This window comes from Neptuniibacter sp. PT8_73 (assembly GCF_047778045.1).
Lineage (GTDB): Bacteria > Pseudomonadota > Gammaproteobacteria > Pseudomonadales > Balneatricaceae > Neptuniibacter.
In genome coordinates this window covers 2,284,707-2,303,153 of record NZ_CP180545.1, presented here as the reverse complement: position 1 = coordinate 2,303,153, position 18,447 = coordinate 2,284,707, and the positions used below count along the sequence as shown (strand labels likewise).

Genomic DNA, 18,447 nt, shown 5'->3' with positions numbered 1-18,447 from the left:
TTGATTAGAACTATCTAATTCTTAATTTTTGAATAAAGCCTAATAAAAACAGGTGGTTGGCGTTATAGGAAAAATTTTCATTTTGGACAAGTAGGCTAAAAAGCTTATCAGCAGGGCGGTTTACTATGATGAATCTAGGATCGTTAGCTAGTTTTTGACAGCTTTAAATCCATAGGGTTATCGCTGTTGAGTTGGTTGCGCCAATGAAACAAGGATTAGGCTTTAATGAAGCAAGTAGCGTTTAAGGTGAATTTTAAAGCAACAAAACTGGATTTAAATGAAAAAAGTTTCCAATAGGAAACTTTTTGTTGATTTTGGAAAATCTCACTGCTAGTCTGAAATCAAATCGACGGTATTTGAACAAATAGTGATCAATTTGTTCGAAGTTATATAGCTCTTTAGTAAGCGGACTATCACCGCAACCTACAAAGAGACGGTTTAAAGAGTAGATAAATAAAATAATAAAAAGAGCGGTAAGACCGCTGTAGTGAGGTCGCAGTGCCATTAAGTATTTTTGATCTATATAAAGTAGGGATTGGCCCTTCCAGTTCTCATACGGTAGGCCCAGTGGTTGCGGCTAATCGTTTCTTAGATGAATTGCGTGAGCGTGATCAACTGGATCAAGTTGCCTCAGTACATGTAGGTTTGTTCGGTTCTTTAGCGATGACAGGTAAAGGTCACGCAACGGATGTTGCGGTGATGATCGGTCTAATGGGTGAGAAGCCAGATCTAGTCGATCCAGATAAAGTACCTGTTTACGTTGATCAGATTCGTAACACTAAGCAGATCAATTTAGCAGGCGAGCGCATGATTGCGTTCAATCCTGAAACGGATCTGCCTTTTAACTTTGGTGAGTCCTTACCAAAGCATCCAAACGGCATGCATTTTAAAGCATACGATGCAGCCGGCATTATTTTGCACGACAACATCTTTTACTCCGTAGGCGGTGGCTTTGTGCTAAGTGACGCCGAAGCAGGTAAAGAGAAAGGTGCAGAGCCTGAATTCAAACTTCCATTCCACTTCGATAATGGCGTTGAGCTATTAGAAGTCTGTGAACGTGAAGGAAAAACCATTGCTGAAATCGTTTTAGCCAATGAGCTGACATGGGCCGAACAAGGCGTGTTAGAAGAGCGCCTGTGGAACCTTTGGCAGGTGATGGATAACTGCATTAAACGTGGTTGCACTGAAGAGGGTGAGCTACCGGGCGGTCTACATGTTAAACGCCGTGCCCACGAGCTTTATGAAGAGCTTAAGTCTAGCCCAGAAGCAGCACTGAAAGATCAGTTAACTGTAATGGATTGGGTCAATCTATTTGCTATTGCGGTTAACGAAGAGAACGCAGCGGGCGGTCGTGTGGTGACGGCGCCAACAAATGGCGCTGCCGGTGTTATCCCTGCTGTTCTAGCTTACTACGACCGTTTTGTTCCGGGTTCAAATCGACAAGGTATTTTCGATTTCTTAGCGACCTCCGCTGCTATTGGCATGCTTTATAAGAAGAACGCTTCTATCTCGGCTGCCGAAGTGGGCTGCCAAGGTGAGATCGGCGTGGCTTGTTCTATGGCTGCCGGCGCGCTTTGTGCCGTGATGGGCGGTACTAATCAGCAAATCGAGAACGCTGCGGAAATTGGCATGGAGCATAACTTAGGCCTGACCTGTGATCCGATTGGTGGTCTGGTCCAAGTGCCATGTATCGAACGTAACACCATGGGGGCTGTGAAAGCGATCAATGCTGCGCGCTTAGCACTTCGTGGTGATGGTGAACATCATGTGTCTCTAGACTCTGTTATCGAAACCATGCGTCAAACAGGTCTGGATATGCAGGATAAATATAAAGAAACCTCTCAAGGTGGGCTGGCCGTAAACGTGGTTGCCTGCTGATTCTTCGTAATAAAAAAATAAGAGAATAAAAAATCATGAGTCACAGTGATCTGTATCGCAACGACGCTGTTTGCGAAGCATTTTTTACCCAAGACCTAGCAGAGCGCGATGCTGATCTGCTGTCTGCAGTAAATGAAGAGTTTGATCGTCAGGAGATGGGGATTGAGCTGATAGCCTCTGAAAATATTGTATCTAAAGCCGTAATGCAGGCGCAGGGTACAGTACTAACAAACAAATATGCAGAAGGTTATCCGGGCCGTCGTTACTACGGTGGTTGTGAGTACGTAGATAAGGCGGAAGGCCTAGCTATCGAGCGTGCGAAAGCGCTATTTAACTGCGAATTCGTAAACGTTCAGCCGCACTCAGGTGCGCAAGCAAACGGCGCGGTTATGTTGGCACTATTGCAGCCGGGCGATACTGTATTGGGCATGTCTCTGGATGCTGGTGGTCACTTGACTCACGGTGCGCGTCCAGCCCTTTCTGGTAAATGGTTCAATGCTGTGCAATACGGTGTGTCTCGTGAAGATAGCCGTATTGACTACGATGAGATTGAGAAGCTAGCAGTTGAATGCCAGCCGAAGATGATTATTGCAGGTGGTTCTGCGATTCCACGCCAGATCGATTTCGCGCGTTTCCGTGAGATCGCTGACAAAGTAGGTGCGTACCTGTTTGTTGATATGGCGCACATCGCAGGTCTAGTGGCGACAGGTGCTCACCCATCACCACTTCCACATGCGCATGTTGTAACCACAACCACGCACAAAACTCTACGTGGTCCACGTGGCGGCATGATCCTATCTAACGATCTGGATCTAGGTAAGAAGATCAACTCAGCGGTATTCCCAGGTCTTCAAGGCGGTCCACTGATGCATGTAATCGCAGCGAAAGCCGTTGCTTTCGGTGAAGCGCTACAGCCTGAATTTAAAGTTTACATCGATCGTGTAGTAGAGAATGCCAAAGTACTTGCGGGCGTTATGGTTGAGCGTGGTTGCGACATTGTAACTGGCGGTACAGACACACACCTGATGTTGGTCGATCTTCGACCTAAAGGCCTGAAAGGTAATGCCGTAGATGAAGCGCTAGAGCGTGCAGGCATTACTTGTAACAAAAATGGCATCCCATTTGACCCTGAAAAACCAATGGTGACTTCTGGTATTCGTCTAGGTACGCCAGCAGGTACAAGCCGTGGTTTTGGTCCAGAAGAGTTCAAGCTGATTGGTAATCTAATTAGTGATGTATTGGATGGTCTAGTGGCTAACCCAGAAGATAACTCCAAAGTTGAAGCGGAAGTGCGTGCGCAGGTCGAAGAGCTGTGCAAGAAGTTCCCTCTTTACCGTTAATAAACCTGTGTAACGAATGAGCAATAGGAAAACAATATGAGCATTCCATCTAACTACCTTTTCACACCAAGCCATGAGTGGGTTCTGGACAATGGTGACGGCACTATCTCTCTAGGCGTATCTGATCACGCTCAGGAACTTCTAGGTGATGTAGTTTTCGTTGAACTACCAGAGATTGGTCACGCAGTAGAAGCGGGTGAAGAGTTCTCTCTAGTTGAATCTGTAAAAGCAGCGTCTGACATCTACTCTCCAGTAAGCGGCGAAGTAGTTGAAGTAAACGAAGCTTTGGAAGATGCACCGGAGACAGTAAACGAAGCGCCTTACACAGATGGCTGGATCGTAAAAATTAAGCTTTCTGATTCATCTGAATTGGCGAAACTTCTAAACGCAGAAGCGTACGAAGCAACGATTGCAGAAGAAGCTTAATTGGTTGAGTTGCTAGGTATGTTGTAAAGGTCTAATCAGCCTAAGTACTTAGTAACCCTGTCCCCCAATTAGCTTTAGCAAGGCGAAGTGGTAGTGCAGGACCGCTTCGCACCCTTAAATTTATTTGGTTTAAATGTCTGTTACACACATTTAAATCGAGCTGTTACCACAGGTTATTGTTATGGCAGTAGAAACTCGTACTTTGAGTGATCTTCAGCAGACGACTGACTTTACTCGTCGTCATATTGGTCCAGATAGTGAGCAGACTCAGGAGATGTTGTCCTTTTTGGGTCTTAACTCAATGGATGAACTGATTACACAGACAGTTCCAGATTCCATCCGCTTAGATGATGCGTTAGATATGGCGGATAGTAAGACTGAAGCTGATGCGCTTGCGTATATCAAAACACTAGCTGACAAAAATAAGGTTAATAAATCTTATATTGGTATGGGCTATAGCAATACTCTGGTTCCAAACGTTATCTTGCGTAACGTTATGGAAAACCCAGGTTGGTACACAGCTTATACACCTTACCAGCCAGAGATTGCCCAAGGCCGTCTAGAAGCACTGCTTAACTTCCAGCAGATGGTGATGGACCTAACCGGTATGGAGTTGGCGAACGCTTCTCTACTTGATGAAGCGACAGCAGCTGCAGAAGCGATGACGCTGTGTAAACGTTCCAACCGTAAGAAGACAAATACCTATTTTGTTGCTGATGATGTTCACCCGCAAACGTTGGACGTTATCAAAACACGTGCTGAATACTTTGGTTATGACATCGTAGTAGGTAACCCGCTAACAGATCTTGAAGCAGCAGATCCATTTGGTGTTCAGCTACAGTATCCAAGTACTTACGGCGATATCACTGATATCAAATCTATTATTGATGCGGCTAAAGGCCAGAAAGCAATGGTTTCCGTTGCGGCTGATATCCTAGCCTTGGTTCTTCTTAAATCACCAGGTGAGCTGGGTGCTGATGTTGTACTAGGTTCCTCTCAGCGCTTTGGTGTGCCGATGGGCTTTGGTGGTCCACACGCAGCTTTCTTTGCTGCATCTGAAAAGCTTAAACGTTCTGTGCCTGGTCGTATCATCGGTGTATCTATCGATGTAAACGGTAACCAAGCATTGCGTATGGCGATGCAAACTCGTGAGCAGCATATCCGTCGTGAGAAGGCGACATCTAACATCTGTACTGCTCAAGCCTTGCTTGCCAACATGGCTTCTTTCTATGCTGTTTATCACGGCCCAGAAGGTCTTAAGACAATTGCAGAGCGAGTACATCGTTTAACGGCTGTGCTTGCTAATGGTCTTAAAGCGAAAGGTGTTGTGGTCAATGACACTTACTTCGATACGTTGACTGTTTCTCTGCCTGAGACTCAAGAGGTTGTTTACCAAAGAGCGATCGATGCGGGTTGTAACTTCCGCAAGGTTGGTTCTGATAAGTTGGGTATCAGCTTGGATGAAACAACATCGTCTGAAGATGTTGCGCAGTTGCTAGACGTTATTCTTGGCGACGATCACGGTCTAAGCGTTGCTGCGCTAGATGCAGCAATTGTTGCAGGTGAAGCGACGGGTATCTCTACAGAGATGCGTCGTGAAGATGCAATCCTGACGCACCCAACGTTCAACAGCTACCACAGCGAAACCGACATGCTTCGCTACATGAAGAAGCTTGAGAACAAAGATTACTCTTTGGCGCATGGCATGATCCCACTCGGTTCTTGCACCATGAAGCTAAACGCTACAGCTGAGATGATCCCAGTTACATGGCCTGAATTTGCAAACATTCACCCGTTTGCACCGGCTGACCAAGTGCAGGGCTATCACCAAATGCTAAATGAGCTGGAAGATCAACTGGTAGAAATTACCGGTTACGACAAAGTTTCTTTGCAGCCTAACTCAGGTGCATCTGGTGAATACGCAGGTCTATTAGCGATTCGTAAGTACCAAGAATCTGTTGGTGAAGGTCATCGTAATGTTTGCTTGATCCCATCGTCTGCGCACGGCACTAACCCTGCATCTGCAGCAATGATGGATATGAAGATCATTGTGACTAAGTGTGATGACAACGGTAACGTTGATGTTGCTGATCTTCGTGCACAAGCAGAGCTACATAAAGATGATCTATCTTGCTTGATGATCACTTACCCATCCACACATGGTGTTTATGAGGAAGATATCGTAGAGATCTGCGACATCATTCACAAAAACGGCGGTCAGGTTTATATGGATGGCGCGAACATGAATGCGCAGGTAGGTATCTCTAAGCCGGGTGCAATCGGATCTGATGTATCTCACCTAAACCTACACAAAACATTTGCTATCCCACACGGTGGCGGTGGTCCAGGTATGGGTCCAATCGGCGTTAAGAGCCACTTGGCACCGTTCCTAGCGAGCCACAAAGTAAGCCCAGTTGAAGGTGTAAATCCAGAAAACGGTGCGGTTGCAGCGACGCCTTACGGTTCTGCTTCGATCCTACCGATCACGTGGATGTACAACGTTATGCTAGGTAAGTCTGGCCTTAAAGCATCGACAGAGATGGCGATTCTTAATGCTAACTACATGACTGAGAAATTGGCTGAGCACTATCCGGTACTTTACCGTGGCCGCAACAACAAAGTTGCTCACGAATGTATCGTTGATATCCGCCCAATCAAAGAGGAAAGCGGTGTTACTGAAGAAGATATTGCTAAGCGTCTAATGGACTACGGTTTCCACGCGCCAACCATGTCTTTCCCGGTAGCAGGTACTCTAATGATCGAGCCGACTGAATCGGAATCTAAAGCAGAGATCGATCGCTTTATTGATGCCATGGTTCAGATCCGTGAAGAGATCAACAAAGTGCAAAACGGCGAATGGCCGGCGGATAACAACCCGCTATTCAATGCGCCGCATACGCAATCGGACATTATGAGTGCTGCATGGGAACGTCCATATAGCCGCGAAGAAGCAGTATTCCCGAATGAAGCGACTCGTCAGAACAAGTTCTGGCCAACAGCGAACCGTATCGACAACGTATACGGTGATCGGAACTTTATCTGCTCTTGTCCAGGTATCGAAGCTTATCAAGACCAGTAATTATCTTTTGCTGCAGGGTTGCTCTTGCAGCAAAGTTAAAAAGTCGAACCATTGGTCTTGAGCCAAGTGAACCGGAGATCCACTTGGTTTAATTCAGCGATAGCCAATCTGTGCCGGCTTGAGCTGAACAACGGGTAAAACGTCAGATTTACCCGTTACTCCCGCAGTTACCAGGGGGGAATCTGGTAACTGCAACCTTTCTATTTTATAGGTCGTTAGAGTGGATTTGGCGTCTACTCGAAATTGGTGTGCTCCCAGCCTTGTGTTGGAGCTTTTTGCGGGGCTAATTTAGCCCCGTTTTTTTTGATCTTTAAAAATTTGAATGAGAATCGCTGGATTGCTTTAGAGATTTTCAAGATGCATTGCCGGAGAACCTCTGCGAACTCAACTAAAATAACTGTATGAAAAATGATCTGTTTTTCATTGGGAACGTAATAGCTAGAGGCAACTCGAAGCTAATAACTCGCAAAATAACAAGCCTAAGAGGTGATCATTATGCTGCTGAGTCACATACCCGGAATGTTTACCCACCCTGATGCAGAGTGGGAATTGATCAAAAAAGAGCACAGTAATCCCAGTCGTATCTATATGGCCTATACCTGTCTATTGGCGCTAATAGGTCCTGTGTGTGCTTACATTTCTACAACTCAATTTGGTTGGCGTGTCGGTGATGGTGAGTTGATTAAGCTTACTGCAATCAGTGCATTACAATTGAACGTCTTAACCTATGTAGCAATCCTTGTTGGTGTGTTTGGCTTAGGCTGGATGATTGACTGGATGTCAAAAACTTACGGTAGTGGACATGATGAATATGCTGCTAATGGTATTGCTTTAGCTGCTTATTCTTGTACGCCGCTTTTCTTAGCTGGCTTTATCTCTTTATACCCAGTTCCATGGGCTAATATGCTGGTTTACCTTGCTGCGGCTGCCTATACCGGCTATTTGATCTACGACGGTTTGCCACATGTATTGGGTATCGATAAAGATCAGGCTTTCTTCTTCTGTGGAGCAATTCTGGCAGTAGGGCTTGTGTATTTGGTTATCACTCGCGTGGGTACAGTGATCGTTTGGAACTTAGGCTTTGCACCGGTATTTATCTCTGGGTGAGCAGGTTACTGAAATGAAAAAGAGCAGCTTAGGCTGCTCTTTTTGTGTTGGAAGAATATTTAGAAAAGCTCTACATCATCATCGGGCACTTCAATTCGAGAGCTAACTTCGCTGAAGTGTACGATAAGGTTTCTGCCGTTATTTTTAGCGTGGTACAGCGCTCGGTCAGCTTGTTCGAAATGCAGCATTGGTGGTGTTACTGGGTCTATCTCTGTATAGCCGATACTTACGGTTAGCTTCCCTGATGGGAAGGTATAATCTTGAACCGCTTTGTGAAAACGTTCGAGTATTTGTATCGCTTGTTCCTGATCGGCATTGTTTAGTATGACCACAAACTCTTCACCGCCATATCGGAATAAAAAGTCGGTATAACGGAAAGTTTTTTTCATCAGCTCCGCAAAGTGAAGCAGAACCTCATCCCCATAGAGATGGCCGAAGGTATCATTAATATTTTTAAAGTGATCTATATCCAGAACAACCATCCAAGATGATTTTATATGGTTGTTCTGATGGCCGCGGTGAAATGCTACGACATCGTTAAGGCTTAGTTCCATTGTCTGACGATTTGGTAAGCCTGTGAGCATGTCGCGTTCTTTGGCATCTAATAATGCAACTTGCTTCTCATAGATGCTGAAGACGCCTTCGATCAAAACCATATCTTCTTCAGATACTTTGCCAGTGATCAAAATGATGCGTCGAGGAATAACATCTTTGGTGATATCCAAGAAGATATAGTCTTCACCTTTGAATTTCATGCATGCGACACCGCCTTTACTTTTAGGCAGTGTTTTCAGCATGAGGTCGTTATGTCGATCGATGAACGATTCATCAAGCGTGAGAGGGAAACGGCGTATAGATAGACCGGTGTCCGAATTAGAATCCCCGAAAATTTCGTAAGACACCGCGTCTTCGACACCTTCTAATGAGCAGAAGTAGTGAAGAATGGCATGCGTCAGAGAATTATAAGACTTGTGCGCAAGAAATTTTGCGGATAATTCAAACGCTTGTTTGATGTGATGGTGTTCGCTCATAGATGCTACTTAACGCTACAAGGCCCGTAGGGGTTAGGTTTCTGTAAATTGTAGCAGTCTAAGCAATATTTCTGAACAAACGGTTAATATAAATTAGTCTTGTCTGTTTTATTTGCTTTTTATCTCCTGCCATTTGCTGTTTGCATCCTTCAAAATTGCAAAAAATTCCTCTTCAAATTCTGCTCGATCAAAAGTATTTTCATTTTCTGATTTGAGTTCCATTTTGCTTTGCAGATCTAATAAGCGGTTTCTCATCTCGATTTCCATGACCCACAAGTTTTCAGGGCCTCTTAAAAGCGTGTATCCGGTAATAACAGGGAGAAAAATAGCTAAAAGGGCTGTGAGATGGTCTGAAGAAAGGTTGAATATCGAGAATGAAAAATTGGCACAGATGGCAATGCTGACTGATGTGAATGAAGAGATAAACCAAAGGGTATGATTCATCCTTTTGTGTCTAGCTGCATGTTTGGCAAACCAGTTGGCTTGGGTTTTAATTTTGTTATAGAGAGTATCTTCCATGATGTTCATAGATTGGGCTCTTAAAAGGTAGAAAGAGCGCAACTGCTTATATGCGCTATGAATGTTTGATTGTTTCCAATAGGGGTTATTCTGTTGCTTGTTCAATGACGGGTTGAGCATTGGTTTTACGGTGTTGCCTCCAGGTGTACCAGCCGCCTAAAGCCAGTGCTAACCACGCGAGGGTATCGATAATCGCAACGCCATTGATATCAATCCCCGTTTCACGAAAGACACGATCCCAATGGGATTTGCCAGCGCCTGCTTTGTAGGCAAAGCGTTTGCCGTTTTCGTCGATGCCAATGAGTTGGTCATATCTATAGGCGTAGTCATGGATTAAACCTGGTATGAAAAGCAGGCCGGTAGGGGAGAGAATGGCCCAAAGAGGGCGGGGAATAGATGCACCATCAAATTCGAAACCTTTAGGTATCACAATCGTGGTGCCATCACGCATGGTGTAGGTCCAATCAGCGGTGAGTACCCATTTTCGTACAGCAAATATCCAACGTAGGATACGAATAATAAGGGATTCGTTTTTGGTTTTTATTGGTAGGGGACGAATAGTTGGCATATTCATCAAATGACTCCTTGTCTTGTCGTTTAAGTCCTTTTTCTATTATAGCCCTTTGTAGGGTAAATACTTTTTCAGCTGCTCGATCTGCTCATCAATCGCAGAGGTCTCTTCATCAATAAACTGCTGGACTGCTTTATTAAACCCAACTTCCTTAAGCCAATGGGCTGAATAAGTCGGTACAGGGGTGAATCCTCGCTGTATTTTGTGCTCTCCCTGAGCGCCAGAATCAAATCGCTTTAACCCCAGACTAATACAATACTCAATGCCCTGGTAGTAGCAGGTTTCGAAATGAAGACTGTCGTATTGATCAAAGCAGCCCCAGTATCGCCCGTATAAGGTGGTTGAATCTTGTAATGACAGTGCGCCTGCAACGGGTGTTTCGTCTTTGTAAGCCAAAACGAGTAACAGGTTTTCGGGCATTGTCTGTTTTAGTTGGGTGAAAAACGCTTTGCTGAGGTAGGCTTCTCGCCCGCGTTTTAGATAGGTTAAACGGTAAAAATCGTAAAAGGTGTCAATCTCATTATCGGTTATATCTTTGCCTTGAACTTGACGGTGAGTGATACCTTGCTCATCTATCTTTTTGCGCTCTTTTTTCAAGTTTTTACGCTTACGAGACGTTAGATTCTGCAGGAAGTCTTCGTAGGAAGAATAGTCTCGATTAAACCACTGATACTGGCAGCCTTTCCGGATCATGTAGTTTGCACTATCAAGTGAGTCCGCTTCCTTCTTGGATGGAAAGAGTAGATGCCAAGAGTTCGCTTTGAAGTGTTGGCATAGCTGTGGAATGGCTTGGTTTAAACTCTCATATAAAGGTTCTAGTGGTTGTTTCGTCAACAACCTTGGACCACCCACAGGCGAGAAGGGGATGGATGATACGAGTTTTGGGTAATAATCCATGCCATAACGCTCATATGCTTCGGCCCAAGCCCAATCGAACACATATTCACCGTAGGAATGATTCTTAAGATACAGCGGCAGTATAGCTATAGTTATACCGTTATCTTGTAGTTGGATGTGTAGTGGTTGCCAGCCTGTTTTCGCACTTACGCTGCCTGATTCTTCTAGTGCGTGGAGGAATTCATATCGGCAAAAAGGGTAATCAGACGGAAGGAGGCTATTCCATGCATCTTGGCCTATTTCACTGATTTTATGGCAAATTTTTATTTCTAACATATCGCGGCTTCGGTTTTGTGTTGCTAAGCTAAATAGTGTTGGGGCGACGCGTTTTCTATTTGAATAGAGAAGGATGTCAGTGTCAAAGCCATTGTTTTGTATAAGGCCCCCAGAGAAGATGATAGGAGTATTGTAATGGACGAATTAGAGCTTGAGTTTGAACTTCACCCGCAGTTAGCCGCTGATTGTATAGTGTTAGGGGATTTTCCGATTAGTCGGCTCTTGCTGTTAAACGATGCTAATTATCCTTGGTTTATATTGGTGCCAAGGCGTGCAGGTGCGACAGAAATCTATCATCTTTCTGATGATGAACAGTGCGAGTTAATCAAAGAGTCATCATTTTTAGCATCAAACTTGGCTGATAGCTTTGCTGCTAGAAAGATGAATGTAGCATCGTTGGGGAATATGGTGCCGCAATTACACCTCCATCATATTGTCCGTTATGAGACTGATAAGGCTTGGCCAGGGCCTGTTTGGGGTAAGGTGCCAGCGGAGCCATATACTGCAGAACAGATCCATGAAATTAGACGAAAACTGGAAGCTTTAATGTCCGGCGAGCTGGAATTTGTACCGGAAGAATAAGCTTCAATAAGCTTCATAGAAAATTAGTCACCTCTATTTTAAATCTTTAGGGCCTCAATCCCATTTGGGGCCTGTTCCCTCTGCTTAAATAAGGTATAATCCGCCGTTTTTAAAATACGCTTCCTGCGTTTAGGAAGTTTCGATCGGGTTTATTTCCAATGCCAATCTTTGATTTTCAGTGTGACAGCTGTGGTCACGAGTTTGAAAAACTTGTTCTTAAAAGTGATGCGCCTGCGCCTGCATGTGTTTCCTGCGCAAGTGAGGAAGTGACCAAACAAGTATCGGCGCCGGGTTTCCGTCTATCGGGTTCTGGCTGGTACGAGACAGATTTTAAAACCGGCAAGAAGAAAAATCTTGCGGGTGGCTCCGGTGCTTCGTCAGGTACAGACAGCTAATTCCGGATAGATAAAGTATTAATTCATTGACCGTTTGGTGAAAACCAAACCGAGACAGTTAACAGGAACAGTAAATTATGCGCAGTCATTATTGCGGCGATCTCAGAAAAGAGCATATCGGCGAAGACATTACCCTTTGTGGTTGGGTTCATCGTCGTCGTGACCACGGTGGTGTTATCTTCCTAGACGTGCGTGACCGTGAAGGTCTAGCACAGGTTGTATTTGATCCAGATCGTGAAGAGAGCTTCGCGCTAGCAGATAGCTGCCGTAATGAATTCGTAGTTGAGATCAAAGGTACTGTTCGTGGCCGTCCAGAAGGTACGATCAACTCTGAAATGCCTACTGGTGAAATCGAAGTGTTAGGTAAAGAACTTGTTATCCTTAACAAGTCAGAAACACCTCCGTTCCAGTTGGATGAGCACCAAAATGTTGGTGAAGATGTACGTCTACGTAACCGTTATATCGACCTGCGTCGTCCAGAGATGCAGGAAAAGCTACGTTTCCGTTCTAAAGTATCTAATGCGATTCGTAACTACCTAGATGACAACGGTTTCCTAGATATCGAAACACCGATTCTAAACCGTGCAACGCCTGAGGGTGCGCGTGACTACTTGGTACCAAGTCGTGTTCACGACGGTCAGTTCTTCGCGCTGCCACAGTCTCCACAGCTGTTTAAGCAGTTGTTGATGGTTTCTGGTTTTGACCGTTACTACCAGATCGCTAAGTGTTTCCGTGATGAAGACTTGCGTGCTGATCGTCAGCCAGAATTTACTCAGATCGATATCGAAACTTCGTTCATGGACGAAGAAGGTATCATGGGTCTGACTGAAACTATGATCCGCAAGTTGTTCCTAGAGCTTAAAGGTGTAGATCTGGGTGATTTCCCACGCATGCCTTACTCAGAAGCAATGCAGCGTTACGGTTCTGATAAGCCTGATCTTCGTTACCCAATGGAATTGGTTGATGTTGCTGATCTAATGGCGAATATCGAATTTAAAGTATTCGCAGGCCCAGCAAACGATCCTAAGTGTCGTGTAACAGCACTTAAAGTACCTGGTGGCGCTAAGCTGACTCGTAAGAACATCGATGATTACACTAAGTACGTAAGCATCTACGGTGCTAAAGGTCTTGCTTGGATCAAGGTTAACGAAATAGAAAACGGTGTTAACGGCCTACAGTCTCCAATCATCAAGTTCCTAGGTGATGAAGTGACTATGTCGATCATGGATCGTCTAGGTGTTGAAAACGGTGATATCGTATTCTTCGGTGCTGACAAGGCTAAAGTTGTTTCTGAAGCGCTTGGTGCTCTACGTATCAAAGTGGGTGAAGATCTTGAGATGGCTCAGTGTGAGTGGGCGCCTCTATGGGTTGTTGATTTCCCAATGTTTGAAGAAACAGATGGTGGCCTTACAGCGCTTCACCACCCATTCACTGCTCCAAGCTGCTCTCCAGAAGAGCTAAAAGCGAACCCGCTAGAAGCGCTATCTCGTGCATACGACATGGTTCTTAATGGTTGTGAGCTTGGTGGTGGTTCTGTTCGTATCCACGATCAAGCAATGCAGGCAACTGTACTAGAGATTCTTGGTATCTCTGATGAAGAAGCTGATGACAAGTTTGGCTTCCTACTAAACGCGCTACAGTACGGTGCGCCTCCGCACGGTGGTTTGGCATTCGGTCTTGATCGTTTGATTATGCTGATGACGGGTACAGATTCTATTCGTGAAGTTATTGCTTTCCCTAAAACGCAAAGTGCATCTTGTATGATGACTGAAGCGCCGGGTGAAGTAAGTGCTGCACAGTTGCGTGAGTTGAACATTAAGCTGCGTAAAACGCCTTAACGTAATTTCTTCGTCATTCCTGCGAAGGCAGGAATCTGATGTATAGACTCCAGTCTTCGCTGGAGTGACGAACAAGAATATTGTGTCTATTGAAAAAGCTGCCTTCGGGCGGCTTTTTTTGTTTATATTGGATAAAAATAATATCGAAAGGGAGTGGGGGTTATGGCAGGTCACTCTAAATGGGCCAATATCAAACACCGTAAAGCTGCGCAGGACGCAAAACGCGGCAAGATCTTCACTAAGCTTATTCGAGAGCTGGTGGTTGCAGCAAAAGAAGGTGGTGGCAATCCCGACGATAATCCGCGGCTGCGCGCAGCGGTTGATAAGGCTCTTGGCGCGAATATGAAGCGCGACACTATCGATAAAGCAATTCAGCGTGGCGCTGGTGGCGGTGAAGGTGATCATTACGACGAGCTAACCTACGAGGGTTATGGCTCTAGCGGTGTCGCCATCCTGGTTGAGTGCATGACAGATAACGTTAATCGGACTGTGGCGGCAGTACGGGCTGCATTTAATAAGTACAACGGTAATCTTGGTACGAGTGGTTCCGTTGCTTATCTGTTCGATAAAAAAGGCCAGATCACCTTTGCAGAAATAGATGAAGAAACCATCATGGATGCAGCGCTAGCAGCGGGTGCGGATGATGTTGTTGCCAGCGACGACGGCTCGATAGATGTGTTTACCGATTGGCATGACTTTCTCGATGTTAGGCAGGCTCTCGAAGATGAAGGTCTTGAGCCTGTTCATGCTGAAGTGGCGATGATTCCGTCAACAACCGTTGAGCTTGATGTGGATACAGCACGAAAGGTGCTGAAGCTAATCGATGTATTGGATGATTTGGATGACTCGCAGAATGTTTACCACAACGCGATTATTCCTGAAGAGGTGATGCTAGATTGATCTTTGAAATTGGTGGGATGTCTGGTGTGCTTCAATTGGCATTTGGGTATTAGAAAACTCTTTGTAAACAAACCTTACTACTGTATGCTTGCCTGTATAAATAACCAGTAGATTGTATTGATGCTGATATTAGGAATAGACCCGGGCTCCCGAATCACCGGCTACGGTGTAATTAACTGCGTTGGCAATAAAAATGAGTATGTTGCCAGTGGTTGTATTCGTATTAAAGGTGATGAATTACCTGAGCGATTACAGCAGGTGTATACCGGTGTATCTGAAGTGATCGAGCGTTATTGTCCCCAAGAGTTTGCGATTGAACAGGTGTTTATGGCGCGTAATGCCGATTCTGCACTTAAGCTTGGTCAGGCGCGTGGTGTCGCTATTGTTGCAGGTACTAATGCGGAGTTACCGGTTTACGAATATGCTGCTCGTAAAGTTAAACAGTCAGTCGTAGGTAAAGGTTCGGCTGATAAATCACAAGTTCAGCATATGGTGGCACATATTTTAAAATTACCCGGTTTACCGCAAGCGGATGCTGCCGATGCGCTCGCAATTGCACTCTGTCATGCCCATACTCGTAATAGCTTGATTAAAACAGCAGGTACTATGTCTAGTCGCAATGCCAGTTGGAGACGTCAATAATATTATGAATGAGATGTCTTACGCCGATTTTATCTATATTGCTGATCTAATTGGAGTTGCAGTATTTGCAACTGCTGGGGCTTTGGCGGCTCAGGGTAAGCAATTGGATATTCTAGGAGTGGTTGTTTTAGCGATAGTGACAGCTTTAGGTGGTGGCACGATTCGTGATATCACCTTAGATATTCATCCCGTTGTATGGGTGGCAGATACCTCTTATTTGTGGACTGCGATTACCTCCGCGGTCGTTGCTTTCTTTGTTTGTCGATATATTCAGTACCCTCGACGCACTTTATTAGTGCTGGATGCTATGGGTCTGGCGCTGTTTGCCGTGTTAGGTGCCGAAAAAGCCTTAGGTCTTGGTTTGCCGCCGATTATTGTTGTGATGATGGCCGTTATCACTGGTTGTGCTGGTGGTATGATTCGAGATCTTTTGACTGGGCAGATACCACTAATTTTGCAACGAGATGGTGAGCTTTATGCGACTTGTGCATTAGCAGGCTCGGTATTTTTTGTGGTGTTTCAGTCGTATATTCCAGGGCAGCCAGTCGCGCTGATCTCTATGGTAATCATCTTTGTATTGCGTATGGCTGCGATGTTCGCAGATCTCAGGTTACCTGAGTTTATTGTGGCAGGTCATAAGCTCGAAAAACTGGATAAGGATAAAAAGTAAGTGATTGGTCGATTAAAAGGTGAGTTGTTAGAAAAGCAGCCTCCACAGTTAGTGATTGATGTAAATGGTGTGGGCTACGAAGTGGAAGCTTCTATGAACACATTTTATCGACTACCTGAAGTTGGGTTGCAGGTAACGCTCTTTACCCACTTTGTCGTACGAGAGGATGCGCAGTTACTTTATGGTTTTATCGATAAGCAAGAACGTTCGCTTTTCAGAACCTTGATTAAGGCTAATGGCGTTGGGCCGAAATTGGCGATTACGATCCTTTCCGGTATTTCTACGTCTGAGTTCGTGCGTTGCGTAAATGACGGTGATACCGCGTCTTTAATTAAGTTGCCGGGTGTTGGTAAGAAGACAGCTGAGCGCTTAATCGTAGAGATGAAAGACAAGATTAAGGCGCTTGGACTGGAATCTTCGGATGAGTTTCAGCTGTCGGCAGCAGATGGTCCCGATATGGCTTCATTTGAGTCGGTTAGTGATAATCGTGCTGAAGCAGAAAGTGCATTGGTTGCGTTGGGCTATAAACCCGTTCAAGCAACTAAATCGATTGAGCAGGCGCATAAATCACTTGGATCTGGTGCGAGTTGTGAAGATCTTATTCGTGTCGCTTTACGCTCCATGGTTGGTTAATAGAGTAAATAGTTATGATTGAAGCTGATCGTTTTATCTCGCCTTTGAGTAATCCGGTAGAGGAGGCGCATGATCGCGCTATCCGCCCTAAAACGTTAGAGGATTACGTTGGCCAGCCTGTTGTTCGTGAGCAGATGGAGATCTTCATTCAAGCGGCGAAGATGCGTAATGAGGCGTTAGATCATACTTTGATATTTGGCCCTCCAGGTTTGGGTAAAACAACTTTGGCTAACATCATTGCCAATGAAATGGGCTCGGAGATCAAAACCACTTCTGGTCCTGTGCTTGAGAAAGCAGGGGATCTTGCTGCGTTGTTGACCAATCTTGAGCCTAATGACGTTCTATTTATCGATGAGATTCACCGTCTAAGCCCGAATGTTGAAGAGGTGCTCTATCCAGCAATGGAGGATTACCAGCTGGATATTATGATTGGTGAAGGGCCGGCAGCACGTTCTATCAAATTAGAGCTTCCTCCATTTACTTTGGTGGGTGCAACAACACGCGCCGGTTTGCTGACGTCTCCGTTGCGTGATCGTTTCGGTATCGTGCAGCGCTTAGAGTTTTATAATGTTGAAGATCTGACCAGTATTGTTGCTAGATCAGCAGACCTTTCTGGGACTAAGATTGATACGCAAGGTGCATGCGAAGTGGCAAAACGCTCTCGCGGTACGCCGCGTATTGCTAACCGTTTGTTGCGCCGTGCCCGCGATTACGCAGAAGTAAAAGGTGATGGTGTTATCGACAGTGATATCGCAGATCGTGCACTGAATATGCTGAACGTCGATCACCATGGTTTCGATCATCTCGATCGTCGCATGCTGCTGACTATGATCGAAAAATTCGGTGGTGGCCCTGTTGGTGTAGAAAGTCTTGCTGCGGCAATTAGTGAGGAGCGCGATACCATTGAGGATGTGCTAGAACCTTATCTAATTCAGCAAGGGTTTGTTATGCGCACACCTCGTGGTCGTGTTGTAACTGATCATGCTTATCAGCACTTTGGAATTGCTAAGCCTCAAGAGTCTTAAAATACGATCTGGATCAATAAACCCTATAATAAATAGGATTTGTTGGTTAATCTGACATCAATCAAGGTACGACCGAAGAAAAGCCGTCTAATATGCCTGCCAAATAACTGAAAAAAATAACAGGTAACAATATGACGGCCATACTTCGTAATGCAGAGATTACTGCATTCCGACTTGAGCTTAATCGTTTACTTATTCAGCTGAAAGCCGAGCTCGAAGAAGAGTTGCGAGATCAAATCTCATCCACTTCTGTGTCCGAAGTGCGAGATATCGGTGAAGAAGTCGAGCATACAGTTGAGTTGGAACGTCAATTTGAAACACTTCAGCGTCATCATGATGAGATAGCTGAATGCCAAGCTGCACTAAAGCGTATTGATGAGGGTAGTTTCGGTGAATGCATCAATTGCGGAGAGGAGATCGAGTTGACGCGCCTCAAGGCTAATCCTACTGCATCGCGCTGTATTCGCTGCCAATCTATTCACGAATCTTCATTAAAGAAAATTGCCTAGATCTATTCGCCAGCTATCTAATCTGATAGCTGGCAAACCCTTCCCTAACAGCTAATTCAAACGCTGGTTTTCCCTTGTATTAATCGCCATGACTGTTATTGTTGTGCCTTCATTTTTTTATCTATTAAA

Annotated in this window: 18 protein-coding genes; 14 read left to right on the top strand and 4 right to left on the bottom strand. The window is 45.1% G+C overall.

The genetic code is table 11. The annotated features are described in order from the left end of the window. The first annotated feature begins 567 nt into the window (after positions 1-567). The 5 genes from ACMXYN_RS10240 to ACMXYN_RS10220 all read left to right on the top strand — a co-directional run bounded on the left by ACMXYN_RS10240 (position 568) and on the right by ACMXYN_RS10220 (position 7,830). Entirely contained in the window at positions 568-1,878 is a 1,311-nt protein-coding gene (locus ACMXYN_RS10240) for an L-serine ammonia-lyase (protein WP_415894479.1), read from the top strand. Between the two features lie 35 nt (positions 1,879-1,913). Next, complete coding sequence (locus ACMXYN_RS10235) at positions 1,914-3,218, top strand: serine hydroxymethyltransferase (RefSeq protein ID WP_415891730.1); 1,305 nt, start codon at positions 1,914-1,916, stop codon at positions 3,216-3,218. A 36-nt stretch (positions 3,219-3,254) separates the two neighbouring features. Next, complete coding sequence (gene gcvH, locus ACMXYN_RS10230) at positions 3,255-3,644, top strand: glycine cleavage system protein GcvH (protein ID WP_415891729.1); 390 nt, start codon at positions 3,255-3,257, stop codon at positions 3,642-3,644. Positions 3,645-3,825: 181 nt separating this feature from the next. Further along, positions 3,826-6,723: an aminomethyl-transferring glycine dehydrogenase gene (gene gcvP / locus ACMXYN_RS10225; protein WP_415891728.1), complete on the top strand. Its 2,898-nt coding sequence runs from the start codon at positions 3,826-3,828 to the stop codon at positions 6,721-6,723. A 495-nt stretch (positions 6,724-7,218) separates the two neighbouring features. After that, positions 7,219-7,830 (top strand): Yip1 family protein, encoded by a 612-nt coding sequence (locus tag ACMXYN_RS10220; protein ID WP_415884250.1) that lies wholly within the window; start codon positions 7,219-7,221, stop codon positions 7,828-7,830. Positions 7,831-7,889: 59 nt separating this feature from the next. Here ACMXYN_RS10220 and ACMXYN_RS10215 read toward each other — a convergent pair whose 3' ends face one another. From ACMXYN_RS10215 to ACMXYN_RS10200, 4 genes are all read right to left on the bottom strand, one after another. Beyond that, positions 7,890-8,861: a GGDEF domain-containing protein gene (locus ACMXYN_RS10215; RefSeq protein WP_415891727.1), complete on the bottom strand. Its 972-nt coding sequence runs from the start codon at positions 8,859-8,861 to the stop codon at positions 7,890-7,892. Between the two features lie 108 nt (positions 8,862-8,969). Continuing rightward, entirely contained in the window at positions 8,970-9,389 is a 420-nt protein-coding gene (locus ACMXYN_RS10210; protein ID WP_415891726.1) for a hypothetical protein, read from the bottom strand. 76 nt (positions 9,390-9,465) lie between these two features. Further along, positions 9,466-9,954, bottom strand: a complete 489-nt coding sequence (locus ACMXYN_RS10205; RefSeq protein ID WP_415891725.1) for a DUF1353 domain-containing protein — start codon at positions 9,952-9,954, stop codon at positions 9,466-9,468. A gap of 39 nt (positions 9,955-9,993) precedes the next feature. Beyond that, positions 9,994-11,124 (bottom strand): GNAT family N-acetyltransferase, encoded by a 1,131-nt coding sequence (locus tag ACMXYN_RS10200; protein WP_415891724.1) that lies wholly within the window; start codon positions 11,122-11,124, stop codon positions 9,994-9,996. 135 nt (positions 11,125-11,259) lie between these two features. Here ACMXYN_RS10200 and ACMXYN_RS10195 point away from each other — a divergent pair, with 135 nt between their 5' ends. The 9 genes from ACMXYN_RS10195 to ACMXYN_RS10155 all read left to right on the top strand — a co-directional run bounded on the left by ACMXYN_RS10195 (position 11,260) and on the right by ACMXYN_RS10155 (position 18,318). Continuing rightward, on the top strand, positions 11,260-11,706 hold the full coding sequence (locus tag ACMXYN_RS10195) for an HIT domain-containing protein (protein WP_415891723.1): 447 nt from the start codon (positions 11,260-11,262) through the stop codon (positions 11,704-11,706). Between the two features lie 158 nt (positions 11,707-11,864). Then, positions 11,865-12,101, top strand: coding sequence for an FmdB family zinc ribbon protein (locus ACMXYN_RS10190; RefSeq protein WP_415891722.1), 237 nt, complete (start codon positions 11,865-11,867; stop codon positions 12,099-12,101). A gap of 77 nt (positions 12,102-12,178) precedes the next feature. Beyond that, positions 12,179-13,939, top strand: a complete 1,761-nt coding sequence (gene aspS / locus ACMXYN_RS10185; RefSeq protein ID WP_415891721.1) for an aspartate--tRNA ligase — start codon at positions 12,179-12,181, stop codon at positions 13,937-13,939. Between the two features lie 162 nt (positions 13,940-14,101). Beyond that, positions 14,102-14,839: a YebC/PmpR family DNA-binding transcriptional regulator gene (locus tag ACMXYN_RS10180; protein ID WP_415891720.1), complete on the top strand. Its 738-nt coding sequence runs from the start codon at positions 14,102-14,104 to the stop codon at positions 14,837-14,839. Between the two features lie 120 nt (positions 14,840-14,959). Next, entirely contained in the window at positions 14,960-15,481 is a 522-nt protein-coding gene (gene ruvC / locus ACMXYN_RS10175; RefSeq protein WP_415891719.1) for a crossover junction endodeoxyribonuclease RuvC, read from the top strand. A 4-nt stretch (positions 15,482-15,485) separates the two neighbouring features. After that, on the top strand, positions 15,486-16,151 hold the full coding sequence (locus ACMXYN_RS10170; RefSeq protein ID WP_415891718.1) for a trimeric intracellular cation channel family protein: 666 nt from the start codon (positions 15,486-15,488) through the stop codon (positions 16,149-16,151). After that, positions 16,152-16,784 (top strand): Holliday junction branch migration protein RuvA, encoded by a 633-nt coding sequence (gene ruvA / locus ACMXYN_RS10165; RefSeq protein WP_415891717.1) that lies wholly within the window; start codon positions 16,152-16,154, stop codon positions 16,782-16,784. A gap of 14 nt (positions 16,785-16,798) precedes the next feature. Beyond that, positions 16,799-17,809, top strand: coding sequence for a Holliday junction branch migration DNA helicase RuvB (gene ruvB, locus ACMXYN_RS10160; RefSeq protein WP_415891716.1), 1,011 nt, complete (start codon positions 16,799-16,801; stop codon positions 17,807-17,809). 131 nt (positions 17,810-17,940) lie between these two features. Further along, complete coding sequence (locus ACMXYN_RS10155; protein WP_415891715.1) at positions 17,941-18,318, top strand: TraR/DksA family transcriptional regulator; 378 nt, start codon at positions 17,941-17,943, stop codon at positions 18,316-18,318. The last annotated feature ends 129 nt before the right edge of the window (positions 18,319-18,447 follow it).